This is a genomic window from Nocardiopsis sp. iso_238 (assembly GCF_056173325.1).
Genome location: NZ_CM149668.1, coordinates 552,197 through 571,073 on the forward strand (window position 1 = coordinate 552,197; position 18,877 = coordinate 571,073).

Below are 18,877 nucleotides of genomic sequence, written 5' to 3' on the forward strand. Positions count from 1 at the left end.
CAGTCTATTTAATTGTTACCAAGTGGTAGAAAACTCTGTTCCCCCTGGCGGGGCGCATCGAAGTCGAGCGTATGCGGACGGGTGTGGGTTCCGTGCCGAGGAGGCCGTCAGCGCGGGGCGCGGATCGGTTGCGACATTCGGCGGATTTCATGACCGAACGGACCAATACCCCGGCCCTTCGGCGACGAATGGACCCTGAGGGGCGGTTCGTCCAACCGGCGACAGGCCCCGACCGACCATCGAAGGGAACCCCCGCCATGACGTCAGTTCGTCGACGCGTCTCCGCGCTCCTGCTCTCCGTCCTCGCCTCCTCCGCGGTCCTCGGCCTCGCCGTCCCGCCCGCTCAGGCGGCCGCGGCCCCCGCCGTCGGGGCCCCGTCGTCCTCGGGCGGACTGCTCGGCGGTCTGGGTCTGTTCGGGGACGGCGGACTGGTCACCGTCTTCATCGGCAACTACCAGATCAACAACTAGCGACTCCTTTCAAAGTGGCCGGAGTGGTGCACTCCGGCCCCTTTGCCCTGTCCGGAATATGGCTTTTAGTAAGTATCTGATTGCTATGTGTGACGTGCATCACGCAATCCTTCCGAACTTTCACCACGAATCACCAGTGATCACAGACAAGCTATTGAAAGCGGTCATCCCGGCCCCGTCCGGGATGGCCGATCCGCTGGCGTGCCCCGCTCCCCGCCCGAGGCATCCCGGACACAGGCATTCAATTCCCCGCAACCGCGGCCCGTCGCTGCAAGAGCAGAGGCGCCGACGCGATTGGAAGGTCTTCGATGACGAACACCGGCCGAGCCCGCCGACTGCCGCTCACGGCTGCCCAGACCGGGCTCTGGTACGCGCAGCAGATGGACCCGGGGAACCCCGTGTACGCCATCGCGGAGTACCTGGAGCTGGACGGTCCGCTGGACGTCTCGATCCTCAGCGCCGCCCTCCGCCAGGCGGTGCTGGAGACCGAGTCGCTCCACCTGCGCTTCGGTGAGGAGGACGGGGTGCCCTGGCAGGAGGTCCGCAGGCCCGAGGACTGGTGGCCCACCGTCGTGGACCTCACCGACGAGACCGACCCCGCCGAGTCCGCCCGCCGGTGGATGCGCGACGACCTCGACCGGGCGCAGGACGTCCGGGGCGAGACGCTGTTCTCCGAGGTGGTCTTCCGGCTCGGCGCGGAACGCCACTTCGTCTACCAGCGCGTCCACCACCTGCTCCTGGACGGCTACGGGGCCATGCTGGTCCTGGGCCGGGTCACCGAGATCCACGACGCCCTGGCCGCCGGGACCGAGCCGGGCCCCAGCCCCTTCGGTTCGCTGAGCCGACTCCTGGAGGAGGAGGCCGACTACCGGGAGGACGGCACCGAGGAGACGGACCGGCGCTTCTGGGCGGAGCGGATGGCCGACGCCCCCGACGCGGTGGGACTGGCCGGTGCGCCCGTGCGGATGCCCACCGGCCTGCACAGGGTCACCGACCGCCTGCCCCGCGAGATCGCCGCCGGGCTCCAGGCCGCCGCCCGCGAACAGCGCACCAGCCTGCCCACCGCGGTCCTCACGGCCACCGCCGTCTACCTCCACCGCTTCACCGGCGCCCGGGACGTCGTCCTGGGCCTGCCGGTCACCACACGCCGCACGTCGCACTCACGGACGGTCCCGGCGGCGGTCTCCAACATCGTTCCGCTGCGGGTCCGGGTCCGCCCCGACCAGCCGGTGTCGGAACTCCTGCGGCAGGTGGCCCTGGACACCCGGCGGGCGCTGCGGCACCAGCGGTACCGGAGCGAGGACCTGCGTCGCGGCGCGAACGTCGGCCGCCGCCTCACCGGTCCGTCGGTGAACATCATCCCGGCCCTGGGACGGCTGGTCTTCGCCGGACTCCCGGCCACCACGCACAACCTCTCGGTCGGCCCCGTCGAGGACCTGTCCGTCATCTTCCACGGGCTCGGCGCCACGGAGGACGTCCGCGTCGACTTCGACGGCAGCCCCGACCTGTACACGCGCGACGGGCTCGTCGACCACCAGCGCCGCCTGTTCGCCGTCATGCGGGCCATGGCGGAGGACCCCTCCGCCCCGGTGGGGTCCCTGGAGGTCCGCTCCGCCGAGGAGGCGCGGACGCGGCCGAGCGCGAGCGACGGCCCGGCGCGGGCACTGCCCGACCTGACGGTCGCGGACGAGTTCGCGATCACCGCGTCCCGGTTCCCCGCGAGCACCGCGGTCGTCGCACCGGACAGCAGCCTCACCTTCGCCCGACTGGACGCCCTCTCCGACCGCTGGGCGGACCACCTCCGCGCGTTCGGCGCCGCCCCCGGACGCGTGGTGGGGGTCCGGCTGGGGCGCCACACCGACCTCGCCGTCGCGCAGCTGGCCGTGCTCAAGGCCGGCGCGGTCTGCCTGCCCCTGGATCCCGGCTACCCGCCGGGCCGACTGGCCGCGATGGTGCGGGACGCCCGTCCCGCACTCGTGCTCGCCCACGGCGACACGGTGTCCCGAGCCGCGGACGGAGCGCCCGAGGATGCCCCCGCGACCGTCCTGATGGACGACCCGGCCACCAGGGCCGCCGTCGAAGGGGGTCCGCGCCCGCCCGCGTCGGCCCGGCCCCGGCCCGCCACCGGCGCCGACCTCGCCTACGTCATCTACACCTCCGGTTCCACGGGTGCCCCCAAGGGGGTCGCCGTGGAGCACCGGTCGCTGCTCAACCTCCTGCACTCGCACCGCGAACTCGTCTTCACCCCCGCCCGCGAGCGCCACGGGCGGGCGCTGCGCGTGGCCCACACCGCGGGGCTCTCGTTCGACGCCGCCTGGGACCCCTTCCTGTGGATGGTCGACGGCCACGAGCTCCACCTGGTCGGGGACGAGGTCCGCCGCGACCCCCAGCGGCTCGTCGCCCACCTGCGCGAACACGGGCTCGAAGCCATCGAGACCACACCCTCCTTCGCCCGCGCGCTGCTGGCCGAGGGGCTGGCGGAGCCCGGCGGCCCCACCGTCGTCGCCCTGGGCGGCGAGGCCGTGGACGCCGACCTGTGGAACACGCTCGCGTCGCTGGAGCACGTCAGCGCGCACAACCTGTACGGCCCCACCGAGACCACGGTCGACAGCCTGACCGCGCCCGTCACACCGGAGAGCCACCCCCACATCGGCGGGGCGGTCGCCAACTCCCGCGCCTACGTCCTGGACTCCGGGCTCCGGCCCGTCCCCCCGGGCGCCACCGGTGAGCTGTACGTCTCGGGCGCGTCCGTCGCGCGCGGCTACCTCGGCCGTCCCGTGCTCACCGCCGAACGGTTCGTGGCCGACCCCTACGCCGCCGACGGCAGCCGCATGTACCGCACCGGCGACCTGGTCTCGCCGGGGCCCGACCGCACGCTGCGGTTCCTCGGCCGCGCCGACGACCAGGTCAAGGTGCGCGGGGTGCGCGTCGAACCGGCCGAGGTCGAGGCCGTCGTCCGGGAGAGCCCCGGCGTCCGACGGGCCGCCGTGATCCCCGTCGGTGAGGGCGCCGACACCCGCCTGGTGGCCTACGTGGTCGTCGACGACCACGCCGACGCGGACGGGGTCCGCGCCCACGCCTCGGACCGGCTGCCCGCGTTCATGGTGCCCGCCGCGACCGTCCGGGTCCCCGAGCTGCCGCTGACCCCCAGCGGCAAACTCGACCGCGCGGCCCTGCCCCTGCCGTCCGGCGGCTCCGACTCCTTCCGGGCGCCGCGCGACGAGCGCGAGCGCAGGCTCTGCGCGCTCTTCGCCGAGGCGGTCGGGGTCGAACGGGTCGGTGTGGACGACGACTTCTTCGCCCTGGGCGGCCACTCCCTGCTGGCCAGCCGCCTGATCGGGCGGATCCGCGCCGAGTTCGGCGCGGCCCCCGCCATCCGCGAACTCTTCGAGAACCCGACCGTGGCCGGGCTGGTCGGGGTGCTCCCGGACGGGGCCGGGACCGCTCCGCGGCTGGAGGCGCGGGAGCGCCCCGAGGTGCTGCCGCTGTCGCACGCCCAGCGCGGGCTCTGGTTCCTCAACCGGTACGCGCCCGACTCCGGCGCCTACAACATCCCGGCCGCGCTCAGGCTGCGCGGTGAGCTGGACACCGAGGCCCTGCGCGCCGCGCTGGACGACCTGGTGGAGCGGCACGAGACCCTGCGCACCGTGTTCCCGCTGCACGGCGAGGAGCCGCGCCAGCACGTGTTGGCGCCCGGGGAGAGCCCCCTCGACTTCGCCGCCGTGTCGTGCCCCGGACACGACCTGGAGCGGGTGATCGCGGCCGAGGCGGGCCGCGGCGTGGACACCTCCGTGGAGACCCCGCTACGGGTGCGGCTCCTGAGGGTCGGTGAGCGCGACCACGTCCTGCTGCTGGTGCTGCACCACATCGCCGGTGACGGATGGTCGCTGGGACCGCTCGCCCGCGACCTGTCCGACGCCTACTCCGCCCGGTCCCAGGGACGGGCCCCCGACTGGGAACCCCTCCCGGTCCAGTACGCCGACCACACGCTCTGGCGGAACGAGGTGCTCGGCGGGGACGACGACCCCGGGAGCGAGCTCTCCCGTCAGCTCGCCTACTGGCGCGAGGCCCTGCGCGGGGCCCCGGAGGAGACCGTCCTGCCCGTGGACCGCGCCCGCCCCGAACGGTCCAGCGGACGCGGCGGCTCGGTTCCGCTGCGCCTGTCACCCGAACTCCACGAACGCCTCAACGAGCTCGGGGACAGGCACGGCGCGAGCCTGTTCATGGTGCTCAACGCGGGGCTCACCGCACTGCTCTCACGCCTGGGCGCGGGCACCGACCTGACGGTCGGCACACCCACGGCGGGCCGCACGGAGGCGGAACTCGACGACCTCGTCGGCTTCTTCGTGAACACGGTCGTCATCCGCACGCGGACGTCCGGAAATCCGACCTTCGACGACCTGGTCATCCGATCCAGGCAGGCCTGCCTCTCCGGTTTCGCCCACCAGGACGCCCCCTTCGACCGCGTGGTCGAGGAGCTGCGCCCGACCCGCCTCGGCTCGCGGCCACCGCTCTTCCAGGTGATGCTCGCCCTCCAGAACATCCCGGCCGCGCGGCCGTCCCTGGGCGACCTCGACACCACGGTGCTGGAGGACACCGGCGCCCGGCAGGCCAAGTTCGACCTCACCTTCAACCTGACGGAACACCTCGGTTCCGGCGGTGCCGCGGACGGACTCCTCGGTGACCTGGAGTACGACGCCGACCTCTTCGACGAGGGCACCGCCCGCTCCGTGGCCGACCGGTTCACGCACCTCCTCTCGGTTCTGGCCGAGGCTCCGGGCACCGCGGTCGAGGAGGCGGAGCTCCTGCTCCCCGGGGAACGGGCGGAGCTGGACGCGGGTGCGGCGGGACCGTCCCGTTCCGGCGCCGCGGACTCGATCCTGGAGGCCTTCGAGGCCCAGGTCCTGTGCACGCCCGACCGGATCGCCGTGGTCGCGGGCGACCACTCCCTGACCTTCGCCGAGCTGGACGCCCGCGCCGAGAGCCTGGCCCGCGTCCTGGCCGACCGGGGCGCCGGGCCCGGTTCGACCGTCGCCACGGTGCTGCCGCGCTCGGTCGACCTGGCCGTCGCGCTCCTGGGCGTGCTCCGCAGCGGAGCCGCCCTCATGCCCGTCGACACGTCCTACCCCCGCGAGCGGATCGACCACATGTTCGCGGACGCCCGGCCCGAGCACGTGCTCACCACGACGGGCCACCGGACGCGCCTCCCCGCCGACAGCACGGTGCTGTACGTCGACGCGCTGCCGCTGGACACACCGATGCTCCGGGTCCCGGACCGACCCGGCCCCCGCGACGCGGCCTACGTCGTCTACACCTCCGGGTCCACCGGGCGCCCCAAGGGCGTCGTCGTCGAGCACCGCTCGCTGGCCAACCTGCTCCACTCGCACCGGGAGCGCGTGTTCGGACCGGCGGTCGCCGCCGCGGGACGACCCCTGCGGGTCGCGCACACGGCAGGGGTCTCCTTCGACGCCTCGTGGGACCCGTTCCTGTGGATGGTGGACGGCCACGAACTCCACATCGTCCAGGACCCCGTGAGGGGGGACGCCGAACGGCTCGTGACCCTCCTGCGCGAACGGGAGGTCGACGCCGTCGAGACGACGCCCTCCTACGCCCGGCAGCTCGTGGCGCTGGGGCTCTTCGACGGCGGCACCGGGCCGCGCGTGCTCGCCCTGGGCGGCGAGGCCGTCGACGCCCGGCTCTGGGCCGAGCTGCGCGACGTCCCCGGCCTGACCGCGCACAACCTGTACGGACCGACCGAGTGCACCGTCGACAGCGTCACGGCCCGCTCCGACGAGGAGGCCGAGCCGGTGATCGGCGGACCGATCGCCAACACCGGTGCGCGGGTCCTGGACGGCAGGCTCCGCCCGGTCCCCGCGGGGGTCGTCGGAGAGCTCTACCTCAGCGGGGCCGGGGTCGCCCGCGGCTACCTCGGCCGCCCGGGGCTGACCGCCGAGCGCTTCCTCGCGGACCCGTTCGCCGCCGACGGGAGCCGGATGTACCGCACCGGCGATCTGGTGACCCGTCGGCCCGACGGCGCCCTGCGCTACGTCGGCCGCGTCGACGGACAGGTCAAGGTGCGCGGCCACCGGATCGAACTCGGTGAGGTCGAGGCGGTCGTGGCCGAACACCCCGACGTCGCCCAGGCGGCCGTGGTGCTCACCCGGACCCGGGACGGGGACGCGCGCCTGTCCGCCTTCGTCACCGCGCGTCCGGGCGGGCGCCCCGACACCCGGGGGATCCGCGACCACGCGGCGCGCAGACTCCCCGCCGCCATGCTCCCCGGGGTGGTCATGGTGCTGCCCGAACTCCCGCTGACACCCAACGGCAAGCTGGACCGTGCGGCGCTGCCCGAGCCCGAGGCCGTCACCGGCGGCGGACGCGGCCCGCGCACCCGCGACGAGACGGTGCTGTGCGAGCTGTTCGCGAAGGTCCTGGACGTGCCCGAGGTGGGCATCGACGACGACTTCTTCGCCCTCGGCGGGCACTCGCTCCTCGCGGTGCGCCTGGTGGCCCGCATCCGCCACACGGTCGGCGCCGAGGTCGCCGTGCGCACGCTCTTCGAGGCCCCGACCGTGGCCGGTCTCGCCGCCGCGCTCGGCACCGGGCGCCAGTCCAGGCCGCCGCTGCGCCCGATGCCCCGGCCCGCGCGGATCCCGCTGTCCTTCGCCCAGCGCAGGCTCTGGTTCCTCAACCGGCTGGACACCTCGGCGGCCCTCTACAACCTGCCGATGGCGGTGCGGATCACCGGCGAGCTGGACACCGAGGCGCTGCGCGGGGCCCTGTACGACGTCTCCGCACGCCACGAGAGCCTGCGCACGGTCTTCCCCGACACCGACGGAGAACCCCTCCAGCAGGTGCTGCCCCCCGAGGCGGTCGCCCCGGGCGGCGAGTGCGTCGAGGTCGCCTCCGAGGAGGAGCTGCGGCGTGCCCTGGTCCGCGAGGCGGGCCGGGGCTTCGACCTGGCCGTCGAGACGCCCCTGCGCGGCCACCTGTTCAAGGTGGGCCGGGAGCACGTCCTGCTGCTGGTCCTGCACCACATCGCCGGTGACGGGTGGTCGACCGCGCCGCTGGCCCGCGACCTCTCCATGGCCTACACCGCCCGTGTGCACGGCACCGCGGCCCTCGCCCGCGACCTGCCGGTGCAGTACGCGGACTACACGCTCTGGCAGCGCGAGGTCCTGGGCGACGACGGCGACCCCGAGAGCGCGATCCGGCACAGCCTCGACGCCTGGGAGCGCCGCCTGTCCGGGGCCCCGGACGAGGTGCGGCTGCCCTCCGACAGGCCCCGTCCCGCCACCGCCTCCCAGCCCTCCGCCAGCACGGGGGTGGAGATCGGCGCGGACCTGCACGAACGCCTGCTGCGGTTGGCCCGGTCCACGTCCACGAGCCTGTTCATGGTCCTCCAGGCCGGTCTCGCCGCCCTGCACACCCGCCTGGGCGCGGGCGACGACATCGTCATCGGAAGCCCGGTCGCGGGGCGTACCGACCCCGCCCTGGACGAACTGGTCGGGTTCTTCGTCAACACCCTCCCGCTGCGCACCGACACCTCCGGCAACCCGACCTTCACGGACCTGCTGGCGCGGGTGCGCGACGCCGACCTGGACGCCTTCGACGACCAGGAGGTGCCCTTCGAGCAGATCGTGGAGCGGCTCAACCCCTCCCGGGCGCTCGGGCGGCACCCCCTGTTCCAGACGGCCCTGACCCTCCAGAACAACGAGACGCCCACCATGGAGCTCTCCGGGCTGGACGTGCGCCCCGAACCGGGGGCCCCGGCGCTGGGTGCCAAGTTCGACCTCTCCTTCGACCTGGCCGAACAGGCCGGACCGCTCGGCGGCGCCGCCGGTGTCAGGGGAACGCTGGAGTACAACAGCGCGATGTTCGACCCCGGCACGGCCCGGCGGCTCGTGGAGCGCTACGTCCGGCTGCTCGACGCGGCCACCCGGACCCCGGAGGCCCGGCTCGGCCGCCTGGAGATCCTCTCCGGCGAGGAACGGGAGGGACTCCTCGCGGACGGCCACGGCCTGCGCAGGGAGCTCCCGGTCGAGACCGTCGTGGAACTGTTCGAGGGCCAGGTCCGGCGCACCCCCGACGCGACCGCCCTGGTCTGCGGGGAGGAACGGCTCAGCTTCGCCGACCTCGAACGCCGCGCCAACTGCCTGGCCCGTTCGCTGGTCAAGCTCGGGAACGGTCCGGGGGACGTGGTCGCCGTCCTGCTCCAGCGTTCGGTGGAGACGGTGGTGAGCCTCCTGGGCGTGCTCAAGAGCGGCGCCGCGTACCTGCCCTTGGACCCCGACCACCCCGACGAGCGGTTGGCCACCATGCTGGAGGACGCCGCACCCGGACTGGTGCTCACCGACTCCTCGCTCGCCCACCGGGTCCCCGACGCCCCGCTGGTGCGGGACGTGGACGCCATCACCGACAAGCACGGCGACTGCCACTGCGGCACCGCGGGCGCGCTGACCGACCGGGAACGGGTCCGCCCGCTCACCGCCTCGGACATCGTCTACGTCATCTACACCTCCGGCTCCACGGGCAGGCCCAAGGGCGTCGAGGTCGAGCACGGGTCGCTGGTCAACCTCTTCCTGAGCCACCAGGAGGAGCTGTTCACCCCGGTCAGCGAGGAACTGGGCCGCAGGCTCCGCGTCGCGCACACCGCCGGGGTGGCCTTCGACGCCTCCTGGGACCCCATCCTCTGGCTGGTCGACGGGCACGAACTGCACGTGGTCGAGGACTCCGTGCGCCGGGACCCCTCCGGGCTCTCCGACTACCTGACGCGCAATCGCGTGGACTCCGTCGAGACCACCCCCAGCTACGCCCGCAGGCTCATCGCCGAGGGCGTGCTCGACCACTCGGACGCGCTCTCGGTGGTGGCCCTGGGCGGCGAGGCGGTCGACGCCGACCTCTGGGACGACCTGACCCGTCGCCCGGGCGTGCGCGCCTACAACTTCTACGGCCCCACCGAGACCACGGTGGACGCCGTCATCGCGGGCATCGGCGGCGAGGCCGGACCGACCATCGGCCGACCGGTGGGCAACATCCGGGTGTACGTGCTCGACGGCGGACTCCAGCCCGCGCCCGTGGGCGCGCTCGGTGAGCTCTACATCGCCGGGGCCGGGCTGGCGCGCGGGTACCGCAGCCGCCCCGGCATGACGGGGGAGCGGTTCGTGGCCGACCCCTTCGCCGCCGCCGGCGGACGCATGTACCGGACCGGCGACCTGGTGCGGTGGCGTGCCGACGGCACGCTGGAGTTCGTCGGCCGCGCCGACGACCAGGTCAAGCTCCGGGGCTTCCGGATCGAACCCGGGGAGATCAGGGCGACACTGGTGGACCACCCCGGCGTGGCCGAGGCCGCCGTCCTGGTCCGCCGCACGGCCGCGGGCGACGCGCGGCTCGTGGCCTACCCGGTGCCGCTCGTCCACCCCGGTCCCAGCGACGCCGAGCTGCGCCGACACCTGGCCGCCCGGCTTCCCGAGTACATGGTCCCGGCGGTGTTCGTCCGCCTGGAGTCCCTGCCCCTGACCGTGAACGGCAAGGTCGACAACGCGGCCCTGCCGGACCCCGCGGAGCACGCGCCGCAGGTCACCGGTGTTCCCGGGACCCGGCGCGAGATCCGGATGTGTGAGCTGTTCGCGGAGGTCCTGGACCTGCCGAAGGTCGGCGTGCACGACGGGTTCTTCGAGATGGGCGGGCACTCGCTGCTCGCCGCGCGTCTCGTGCGGCGGGTCAGCGCCGCCCTCGGCCAGGAGGTCACGGTGCCGATGCTCTTCCAGAACCCCACCGTCGCCGGGCTCATCCAGGCGGCGGACGGGGAGACCACCGGGACCGGACTCGGGCGGATCCTGCCGATCCGGCCCACCGGCGAGGGCGCCCCGCTGTTCTGCGTGCACCCCGCCGGAGGACTCGCCTGGCCCTACGCGGGGCTGGCCCGGCACATCGGCGCGGAGCACCCCGTGTACGGACTCCAGGCCCCCGGACTCAGCCCCGGCGACCGGACCGAGCACGCCACCGACCTGCGGTCGCTCACCGAGGACTACGCCGCGCGCATCCGCGAGATCCAGCCGGAGGGGCCCTACCACCTGCTCGGCTGGTCCTTCGGCGGCAACATCGCGCACGCGCTCGCCGGACACCTTCGGGAGACCGGCGACGAGGTGGCCACCCTCGCCCTGCTGGACTCGCACCCGTTCGGCCAGTCCGCCGACGCGGGCTTCGAGGACGACACCCAGGTCCTCGACGCGCTGCTCCGGGCCGTCGGTTACGCCGAGGACGCCGACGGCCTGGGCGAGTCCCCGACGACCGAGGACGCCATCGCGGTGTTCCGGCGCCACGGCGACCCCCTCGGAGAGCTCTCCAAGGACGCGGTCGAGGCCATGCTCCTCGGCTTCGACCGGCAGGTGACCCTGCTGCGCCACGGGAAGCCGCCCGTCTTCGACGGAGACCTCCTCTTCTTCACCGCGACGCTGGACGGCGTTCCCGGTGTCGACCTCGCGCGGACCTGGCGGCCCTACGTCGGGGGTCGGATCGACGACCACGACGTGACCTGCACCCACGCGCTCATGACCACACCCGAGGCGCTGTCCGTGATCGGCCCGGTCCTCGCCGACCGGATGGCCCGGCCACTGGCGCACCGCCGCTGAACCCCCACGCACCACCGACAACCGCGGCCCGTGACAACGCGCCGCTCGGAACACAGAAGGGCACCCCATGCAGAACCCGTTCGACGACACCGACGCCTCCTTCCTGGTCCTGGTCAACGCCGAGGACCAGCACTCCCTGTGGCCCGCCTTCGTCCCGGTCCCGGCCGGCTGGGTCGTGCGCCACGGCCCCGCCGAGCGCCAGGAGTGCCTGACCTACATCGACACCAACTGGACCGACATGCGTCCCCACCGGGTGCGCCAGCTCGACGCCGCCTGAGAGAACCAGGGCCCGGCCGCGCGGCCGGGCCCCCAACCCACGAAGGGAGTGACGTGGACGGGGACGACCATGTCATCGACGTCGAGGGACTGACCAAGTCCTTCGGGGGACACCGCGCGCTGCGGGGCATCGACCTGGCCGTGCCGCGCGGGCACGTGCTCGGGCTGCTCGGCCCCAACGGAGCGGGCAAGACCACCACCGTCCGCGTGCTGACCACCCTGCTCCGGCCGGACGGCGGACGGGTCCGGGTCGCCGGTCACGACGTGGTGGCCGACCCGGGTGCGGTCCGCCGCAGCATCGGGCTCTCCGGCCAGTACGCGGCCGTGGACGAGAAGCTCACCGGCTTCGAGAACCTGCGCATGGTGGGACGCCTGTACGGGATGAACCGCGCGCAGGCGGCCGCGCGCGCCCGGGAACTGCTGCGGCGCTTCCGGCTCTGGGACGTCGCGGACCAGCGTTCGGGCGCCTACTCGGGCGGCATGCGCCGCCGCCTCGACCTGGCCGGGGCCCTGGTGGCCCGGCCCGAGGTGGTCGTGCTCGACGAACCCACGACCGGCCTGGACCCGCGCGGGCGGATGGACACCTGGGAGATCGTCTCCACCCTCGTGGAGGACGGGACCACGGTCCTGCTGACCACGCAGTACCTGGAGGAGGCCGACCAGCTCTCGGACACGATCGTGGTCATCGACCAGGGAACGGTGATCGCCCGGGGCAGCGCGGACGCCCTCAAGGAGCACATGGGCGGGGCGCGGATGGACTTCGTCCTCGCCGACGCCGCCGACCTGGAGTCGGCCGCGGGGATCGTCGCGGACCACGGCAACGGCCGCCCGGAGACGGACCCGGGCACCCGGCGGCTCTCCGTGGGCACCTCCGAGGGACAGACGGCGCTGACCGAGGCGTTGGCCGCGCTGCGCCGTGGCGGCGTCCCCGTCGTGGAGGTGGCGTTGCGCCGCCCCACCCTGGACGAGGTGTTCCTCGAACTCACCGGGCGGGACGAACCCGCCTCCCTGGTGGGAGGTCCCCGGTGAACGCACTGATGAGATCGGTGAGCGACAGCGGGGTCGTCGCCCACCGGAACCTGCTCCACGTGGTGCGCACCCCGGGATCCATGGTCGCGGGGGTCATCCAGCCGGTGATGTTCGTCCTGCTGCTCGCCTTCGTCTTCGGCGGCAGCCTGGGCGGCGCGCAGTACCGCGAGTTCCTGATCGGCGGCATCTTCGCGCAGACCCTGCTGTTCAACTCGTCCTTCACGGCGGTCGGGCTGGCCAACGACCTCCAGCAGGGCATCGTCGACCGCTACCGGTCACTGCCGATGTCCCGGATCGCCGTCATCCTGGGCCGGACCCTGTCGGACCTGGCGACGAGCTCCCTGTCGCTGCTGGTCACGGCCGCGTGCGGGCTGGCGATCGGATGGCGGGTCACCACGGGCGCGGGCGAGGTGGTCCTGGGCGTGGCCCTCCTGCTCTTCTTCGCCTTCGCGACCTCGTGGATCGGTGTGTTCATCGCGCTGACCGCCCGCAGCGTCGAGGTGGCCCAGAGCCTGGGCCTGGTCTGGCTGTTCCCGGTCGCCTTCGTGTCGGGCGCCTTCGTCTCCGTCGAGGGCATGCCCGCGCCGCTGCGGGTCGTCGCGGAGTGGAACCCGGTCACCGCCGTCGCCTCGGCGGCCAGGGAGCTGTTCGGCAACGCCCCGCCGCCGGGCCTGGCGCAGCCGACCGGCTGGCCCGCGGAGAACGCGGTGCTGTACGCGGCGCTGTCGTCGGCCGTGGTCATCGCGGTCTTCGCCCCGCTGGCCCTGCGCCGCTACGTCCTCATCAGCGCCCGCTGACCGGGGCGCGGAGGTGGAGCGGGACGACCCATGGGTGGACCGCCACCTCCGCGCCCCGGGGCCGACGGACCACGGGGCGCCTCCCCGTACTCAGGCCTGGGGCCGAGGCTCCTCCTTGAAGGAGCGCAGGAGCAGGGGGACGCACAGGAAGACGGCGGCCCCCATGGTGGCGAAGTAGGCGGGGGCGGACAGGTCCAGGAGGGCTCCGCCCAGGACGGGACCGACGAAGAACCCGAGGTAGCGCAGTTCGGACAGGCCGAAGTAGGCGCCCTTGCGGTCGTCCGTGGCCAGGGAGTGCACCGCCACGTCCGGCAGGGGCAGCAGGATCGCCTCGCCCAGGGTCCAGAACACGATGGCCACGTACAGAAGGACCACGTTGGTCGTGCCCAGCCACACGCAGACGAAGGCGACCGCGAAGAACACGCACCCCAGGGTCACCAACGGCCCCCGGGGGAGGCGTTCGGACAGCCAGATCACCGGGGGCTGTACCGCCAGGGCCAGGGCGGCGTTCAGCACCAGCAACGAGGCGAACAGGTACTCCGTCCGGTCGCCGTAGGCGCCCTTCATGTACAGCGGGATGGACGTGTCCATCTGGGCCATGATCAGGAAGACCACCGCTCCCGCGCCGATGGCGGCCATCAGGTGGCGGTCACGCAGGGCGTCGGTCCACGGAACTGGGGTGGTGCTCCTGGAGGAGGTCTCCAAGCGCGTCAATTCCGCGCCGCGCACCACCACCACTGACAGGTAGAGCGCGAAGAAGGCCGCCGGGGCCAGGAAGAACGCCGCGGGACCCACGTGGAACAGGACGCCGCCCACGGCCGGTCCGACGATCGCACCCATGCACAGGGTGATGTAGCGGACCCGGAAGATTCGGCCGTCGCCGGTGTCGGACAGGGAGAGCAGCTTCTTCATGCTCGGTTCGACCATCGTGCGCGCCACGCCCAGGCTGAGGAAGAGCGCCACGATGGCGGCGGGAGCGGAGGCCAGCGCCAGCGCCGAGTAGACCAGCACGTTCAGCAGGAGCCCCCATCGCATGAGCCGGACGGCGCCGAACCGGTCGGCGACCATCCCGCTCAGGAGGCCGCCGAACGCGGCGATCAGCGGAATGCCACCGACCACCGCGCCGATCCCCGCGGCCGACAGTTCCGTCCGGTCCGCGAGGTAGAGCGCGGCGAACGGCAGGGCGGCGAAGAACGCCATGGAGTTGAGCAGCGAACCCAGCACGAGGGTGCGTTCGTCGCGGCTGAAGCGCCACAGGGAACGGCGCTGACCAGTCTGGGTCACGGGGGCTCCAGGGGGTGGACGCTGGGGGCAGCGGCCACTCTAGGGGCCGACACCGACAGTCGAACCGCCCTCCCGGAAGCGGTGCCTTCCCCGCCGGGGTCAGCCGAGGATCAGCCTCGTCGTCGATTCCCCCGCCCAGACACACCAGGCTTCGAACCGACAAGACTCAGGTGGTGTTAGATCCCCCGGAACCAGGAGAGGATCCCTCCAGGCCTTCATCGAGCGCCGTCAAGACCCTCTCCAGAGCAGTTTCCGGTGTCTCGTGCTCCCACACTCGGACGACTGTCCACCCTTGGGCTCGCAGCTTTTCGTTCGTGTCGGTGTCGCGCGCCTGATTTCCCTCGATCTTGTCGCGCCAGAAGTCCGCTCTCCGCTTGGCCGGGCGATGGTGCTCGGGACACCCGTGCCAGTAGCAGCCGTCCACGAAGACAGCGACACGCGCCTTTCGGAAAACGACATCGGCGGTCCGCGCCAGTTCCGGCAGCGGTCGGGCGTTGACGCGGTAACGAAGGCCTCGCGCATGCAGGAGTGATCGAAGGAGCAACTCAGGACCGGTGTCACGTCCCTTGTTCGCTCTCATGGTCGCGCGTGCCGCCCCGGAGGTCGCGGTGGAGCCGATCGGAAGGGCCCGGTCCCTGACCAATCCGGCCGCACGGGCGAGGTTCCACGCCCGCGCCAAGTTGGCGGCGCGTGTGTCGGCATCGACCTCTCCCAAGTAGCGTTCGCGGGTTCGTCCGTTCTCCGACCATCGCAAGTAGGCGCGGATACGACGAGTGCGGTCATACACCCGTAGAGCGACCGACCCGGTCGCCTCAGTCCCGTCGGAGATGACGACCACACGACGACCACGTCCGCCGACCGCTCGATCCTGTTCCGCCGACCGAGCCGCGCGCGTCATCCCCGGGCGAGGTCGCCAGGCTCGTGGAGGCGGGGGGCGGTCACCCCAGCCTCGTTGCGCACGTCCCGTGGGCAAGGCTCAAGCCCCCGCTTCTTCGAGCGCGTTCCGAACAGCGTCCGCGAACACCCGCCCGAGTCGAACCGGAACGGCGTTCCCCAGTTGGCGCATCTTCTCACCACGGGGCCCAGCCAGTTCCCATTCGTCAGGGAAGGTCATCACCCTGGCAGTCTCCCGCACCGTCATGTACCGGTAGCCCGCCCCGTCGAAGGTGGAGTCGTCCAGACGCATCACTGACTCACCACCCGGCACCCCATGCACACCAGCCTTGACCGTCTTCGCGGGGCGATCCAGCTCGTTGGGGGTGTGCCCGGTGTAGATTCGCGCCCCAGGCCAACCAACGTGGTCAGGGACTCCGCCAACGACCAGCTTCCCTCGCACGGCCTCCTCCGGGACGGGCGGCAGAGGCACCCCCTCATTCTCATCGACGCCCCTGATCGCGTCCCTGAGCGTCCGCCAAGGGCGCAGCCCATCCGACATGAAACCGGGGGGGCGCAGATCAGCCATCACCCTCTCCCGCGTCGTGTCGATGCCAGGCGCGTCGTCATGTCGTTTCCAGTAGGTCCCATCGTGCATGGACTCGATCAGCGCGGCCTCCGAGTACTCGGGAACGGGCTGGTGACGGGCCCAATCCACTCCCAGGTCGGACCGGAAGGCGACGATGATGACGCGATGACGAATCTGGGGCACACCGTAGTCCGCCGCGTTCACAGGCACGTGCACCACGTGATAGCGCTCGGTGGGATCCACAGAGCCATTCGCGAGGCGATCCTGTAGGACGGCGTCATGCTCCTCCCAAGTGGCGCCCTCCGCCCGTCGCACGAACGGCAAACTCATCTCCCTCTTGATGTACTCGAAATAACGCTGGAAGGATGTTCGGAGCAGGCCCCGCACGTTCTCGCAAACGACGGCCTTCGGGCGCATCTCGCGGATCGCCCGGAACATCTCAGGGAACATGTTCCGCTCGTCCTCGTCCCCCCTCGCCACACCTCCGAGGCTGAAGGGCTGACAGGGTGGTCCGCCCGCAAGGACGTCGACCCCGGCAGGAGCCAAGAACTCGAAGGAAGGGATGTCCCGCACATCACCCGGGACCAACGGCCAACCCGTCGCCCGAGACCCGTACGCCGAGTCAGGACCAGGAACGGAGGTGTCCGAGGGTTCCCGGAGCGTCGCCCCGTTGACGGTCAGCGTCTCCACGGCCCGCTTGGCGAACTCGTTGACGAGAAGCGGTCGGAAACCGGCCCCATGCACAGCCATCGCGAGCCCGCCGCCCCCTGCGAACAGCTCTACAGACTTCCGGTCCATGTTCGGTCCCCCCAGCAGCTCAGTGATGGTCAAAGCATACCGCGGAATAGTCCCTCTTTGTTCATTGTCCACACGATTGTGATCTAAGTCGTCTAAAGTCGGATCGAGTGGCCTGCGGATGAAAATGCCTGGCGGAGCTTCAAAAGAACGGAAATAAAATGGGTGAGAATTTCTCGGAGGGTCAGGTGGACTCTAAATCCACGCCCGGGTGGGTGTACGACCCATTGAAGAGAGAAAATCTTGGCCGCAGTGTTCTATGGGCGCTGGTTGCCTCGAGTCCTGTGCCGTTGGGTGATATTCCCCAATTTCCGGGTTGCGGAATTTACGCCCTCTATTACACGGGTGATAGTGAGCTTTACGAGCCCATCTCGTCCCTGGAGCTCCAAGTTCCGATTTACGTAGGTAAAGCAGACCCTTCGGGGTCGCGAAAGGGGGGAGAGGTGCATCGGGCCTGGGAGGGCTTCCGTCTGCGGGATCGGCTCAATAAGCACGCGCGAACCATCGAAGCAGCGAAAAACCTGGACCTGATTGATTTCCAGGCTCGCTATCTGCCAGCAGACGATCTCTTCACCCCGATGGCTGAAAGGCTGATGATCTCGGAGCTCAAGCCCGTTTGGAACATGATTCTCGAAGGATTCGGCGTCAATCCGCCAGGGAAGAAGAGGATTGAGGGGCGTCGGCCCAAGTGGCACCAGGTACATCCCGGGGTGTCCTGGGCCGAGGGCATGCCCGAGCGTCCGGGAGGAGCCCCGAAGCTAGAAGAGGAAGTGAGGCTGCATCTGAAGACTCATGGGCCGGAGCGCAAATCCGCGAGTGGAGTCCCTCTGAACCTCGTCCCCCCACGCATAGGGCCCCAGTGACTCGGGCCACACGGCGCCAGGCGTCCGGGCGCGGGGCCACGCGAGTGGTCGCTGATCGGGGCCAACGGGCGCGTGCACCGGGCCCTGCTGCGTCGGGGCGCGGAACTGGGCCGCGACGACGGGTTCGCGACCCTGGTCGAGTACAACGGCGGCCACGACCGGGCCTGCTGGCGGGCCGGACTGCCCGACGCGCTCGTGGCCCTCACCGACGACTGGCCCCGCTAGACGGCGTCGCGGAGCGAGGCGACCAGGTCCGCGGCGGGCAGCTCCCGGGCCCGACGGAACCCGGTCCCCGCCCACAGGGCCATGCCCCCGGTGTCGCCGGCCCGCGCGGCGGCGGCACGCAGCGGCTTCGTCATGTGGTGGACCTCGGGGTAGGCCGCGGGCGCGTCCGGGTGCTCGGCCATGAACCGGTTGGTGAGTCCGCGCGCCGGACGACCGGTGAACGCGCGGGTCAGTGAGGTCCCGGCGAAGGACGGGTCAGCCAGCGCGGCCTTGTGCGCGGGCTGGGCGCCGCTCTCCGGGCACCGGAGGAAGGCCGTGCCCAACTGGACGGCGGTGGCCCCGGCGGCCAGGGCGGCGGCGACGTCCTCCTCGGCCATGATTCCCCCGGCGGCGACCACCGGCACGTCGACGGCGCGCACCACGTCGGGCAGCAGGGAGAGCAGGGGCCTGTCGTCGCCCCGGGCGGGGTCGAAGGTGGCGCGGTGCCCGCCCGCCTCCAGACCCTGGACGCACACCCCGTCGGCACCCCGGGCCACGGCGGTCCGGGCCTCCTCGACGGTGGTGGCGGTGACGACCGTGGCCGAACCCGCGTCGCGCAGCCGCTCCAGGACCCGGGCGGAGGGGCAGCCGAAGGTGAAGCTCACGACGGTGACGGGGGAGCTCGCCAGGAGGTCGATCTTGGCGTCCCAGGCGTCGTCGTCGTACGTGGGCGGGCCGACCTCGGACCCGTGCCGGTCGGCCTCCCCCGCGAGGTCCCCCCGGTAGCCGTCGAGCACGGACGCGGGCGTCGGTGAGCCCGAGGGGACGAACACGTTCACTCCGAACACGTCGGTCCCCAGCCCGCGTACCCCGGTGATCCGTTCGGCCAGCGCCTCCGCGGACAGGTACCCGGCGGCCAGGGACCCCAGGCCGCCCGCACCGTCCACGGCGTGGACCAGGGCGGGGGTGGACGTGCCTCCGGCCATGGGGGCCTGGAGGACGCGGCGCGCACCGAGGAGTTCGTGCAGATCCATGTTTCCCGCCTTCCGGGGGTCCGGTGCGG

General features: G+C 72.1%; 11 protein-coding genes. 7 read left to right on the plus strand and 4 right to left on the minus strand.

Going from position 1 to position 18,877, the window contains the following annotated elements; genetic code table 11:
- Nucleotides 1–257: 257 nt before the first annotated feature.
- The 5 genes from AC0VYL_RS02520 (at nt 258) to AC0VYL_RS02540 (ending at nt 13,206) form a co-directional block, all read left to right on the plus strand.
- A complete protein-coding gene (locus tag AC0VYL_RS02520) occupies nt 258–470 on the plus strand; it encodes a hypothetical protein (RefSeq protein WP_475458694.1) in 213 nt (70 codons plus the stop codon).
- A 308-nt stretch (nt 471–778) separates the two neighbouring features.
- A complete protein-coding gene (locus AC0VYL_RS02525; protein WP_475482198.1) occupies nt 779–11,104 on the plus strand; it encodes an amino acid adenylation domain-containing protein in 10,326 nt (3,441 codons plus the stop codon).
- A 67-nt stretch (nt 11,105–11,171) separates the two neighbouring features.
- Complete coding sequence (locus tag AC0VYL_RS02530; protein ID WP_475458698.1) at nt 11,172–11,381, plus strand: MbtH family protein; 210 nt, start codon at nt 11,172–11,174, stop codon at nt 11,379–11,381.
- 53 nt (nt 11,382–11,434) lie between these two features.
- A complete protein-coding gene (locus tag AC0VYL_RS02535; RefSeq protein ID WP_475482199.1) occupies nt 11,435–12,409 on the plus strand; it encodes an ATP-binding cassette domain-containing protein in 975 nt (324 codons plus the stop codon).
- Complete coding sequence (locus AC0VYL_RS02540; protein ID WP_475458703.1) at nt 12,406–13,206, plus strand: ABC transporter permease; 801 nt, start codon at nt 12,406–12,408, stop codon at nt 13,204–13,206. Before AC0VYL_RS02535 ends, AC0VYL_RS02540 begins: the two co-directional genes overlap by 4 nt.
- Nucleotides 13,207–13,296: 90 nt before the next feature.
- Here AC0VYL_RS02540 and AC0VYL_RS02545 read toward each other — a convergent pair whose 3' ends face one another.
- The 3 genes from AC0VYL_RS02545 to AC0VYL_RS02555 all read right to left on the minus strand — a co-directional run bounded on the left by AC0VYL_RS02545 (nt 13,297) and on the right by AC0VYL_RS02555 (nt 16,783).
- Nucleotides 13,297–14,490, minus strand: coding sequence for an MFS transporter (locus tag AC0VYL_RS02545; RefSeq protein WP_475482200.1), 1,194 nt, complete (start codon nt 14,488–14,490; stop codon nt 13,297–13,299).
- A 166-nt stretch (nt 14,491–14,656) separates the two neighbouring features.
- Nucleotides 14,657–15,388 carry a very short patch repair endonuclease gene (locus AC0VYL_RS02550; RefSeq protein WP_475482201.1) on the minus strand — a complete coding sequence of 244 codons (732 nt, stop codon included), beginning with the start codon at nt 15,386–15,388 and terminating at the stop codon, nt 14,657–14,659.
- Between the two features lie 78 nt (nt 15,389–15,466).
- Entirely contained in the window at nt 15,467–16,783 is a 1,317-nt protein-coding gene (locus AC0VYL_RS02555; RefSeq protein ID WP_475482202.1) for a DNA cytosine methyltransferase, read from the minus strand.
- A 125-nt stretch (nt 16,784–16,908) separates the two neighbouring features.
- On the opposite strand from AC0VYL_RS02555, the gene AC0VYL_RS02560 reads away from it, so the two are divergent.
- Complete coding sequence (locus tag AC0VYL_RS02560; protein ID WP_475482203.1) at nt 16,909–17,610, plus strand: Eco29kI family restriction endonuclease; 702 nt, start codon at nt 16,909–16,911, stop codon at nt 17,608–17,610.
- A 72-nt stretch (nt 17,611–17,682) separates the two neighbouring features.
- Complete coding sequence (locus AC0VYL_RS02565) at nt 17,683–17,835, plus strand: hypothetical protein (RefSeq protein ID WP_475482204.1); 153 nt, start codon at nt 17,683–17,685, stop codon at nt 17,833–17,835.
- Here AC0VYL_RS02565 and AC0VYL_RS02570 read toward each other — a convergent pair.
- The gene (locus AC0VYL_RS02570) at nt 17,832–18,848 is read right to left on the minus strand and encodes a nitronate monooxygenase (protein WP_475482205.1); all 1,017 of its coding nucleotides are present in this window, start codon (nt 18,846–18,848) and stop codon (nt 17,832–17,834) included. The genes AC0VYL_RS02565 and AC0VYL_RS02570 overlap by 4 nt on opposite strands.
- Between the last annotated feature and the right edge of the window lie 29 nt (nt 18,849–18,877).

Bases quoted from the DNA above. Each gene is read 5' to 3' on its own strand.
- AC0VYL_RS02520 (WP_475458694.1), top strand. From the start codon at position 258: ATGACGTCAGTTCGTCGACGCGTCTCCGCGCTCCTGCTCTCCGTCCTC.
- AC0VYL_RS02570 (WP_475482205.1), bottom strand. From the start codon at position 18,848: ATGGATCTGCACGAACTCCTCGGTGCGCGCCGCGTCCTCCAGGCCCCC.
- AC0VYL_RS02525 (WP_475482198.1), top strand. From the start codon at position 779: ATGACGAACACCGGCCGAGCCCGCCGACTGCCGCTCACGGCTGCCCAG.
- AC0VYL_RS02560 (WP_475482203.1), top strand. From the start codon at position 16,909: ATGGGTGAGAATTTCTCGGAGGGTCAGGTGGACTCTAAATCCACGCCC.
- AC0VYL_RS02550 (WP_475482201.1), bottom strand. From the start codon at position 15,388: ATGACGCGCGCGGCTCGGTCGGCGGAACAGGATCGAGCGGTCGGCGGA.
- AC0VYL_RS02530 (WP_475458698.1), top strand. From the start codon at position 11,172: ATGCAGAACCCGTTCGACGACACCGACGCCTCCTTCCTGGTCCTGGTC.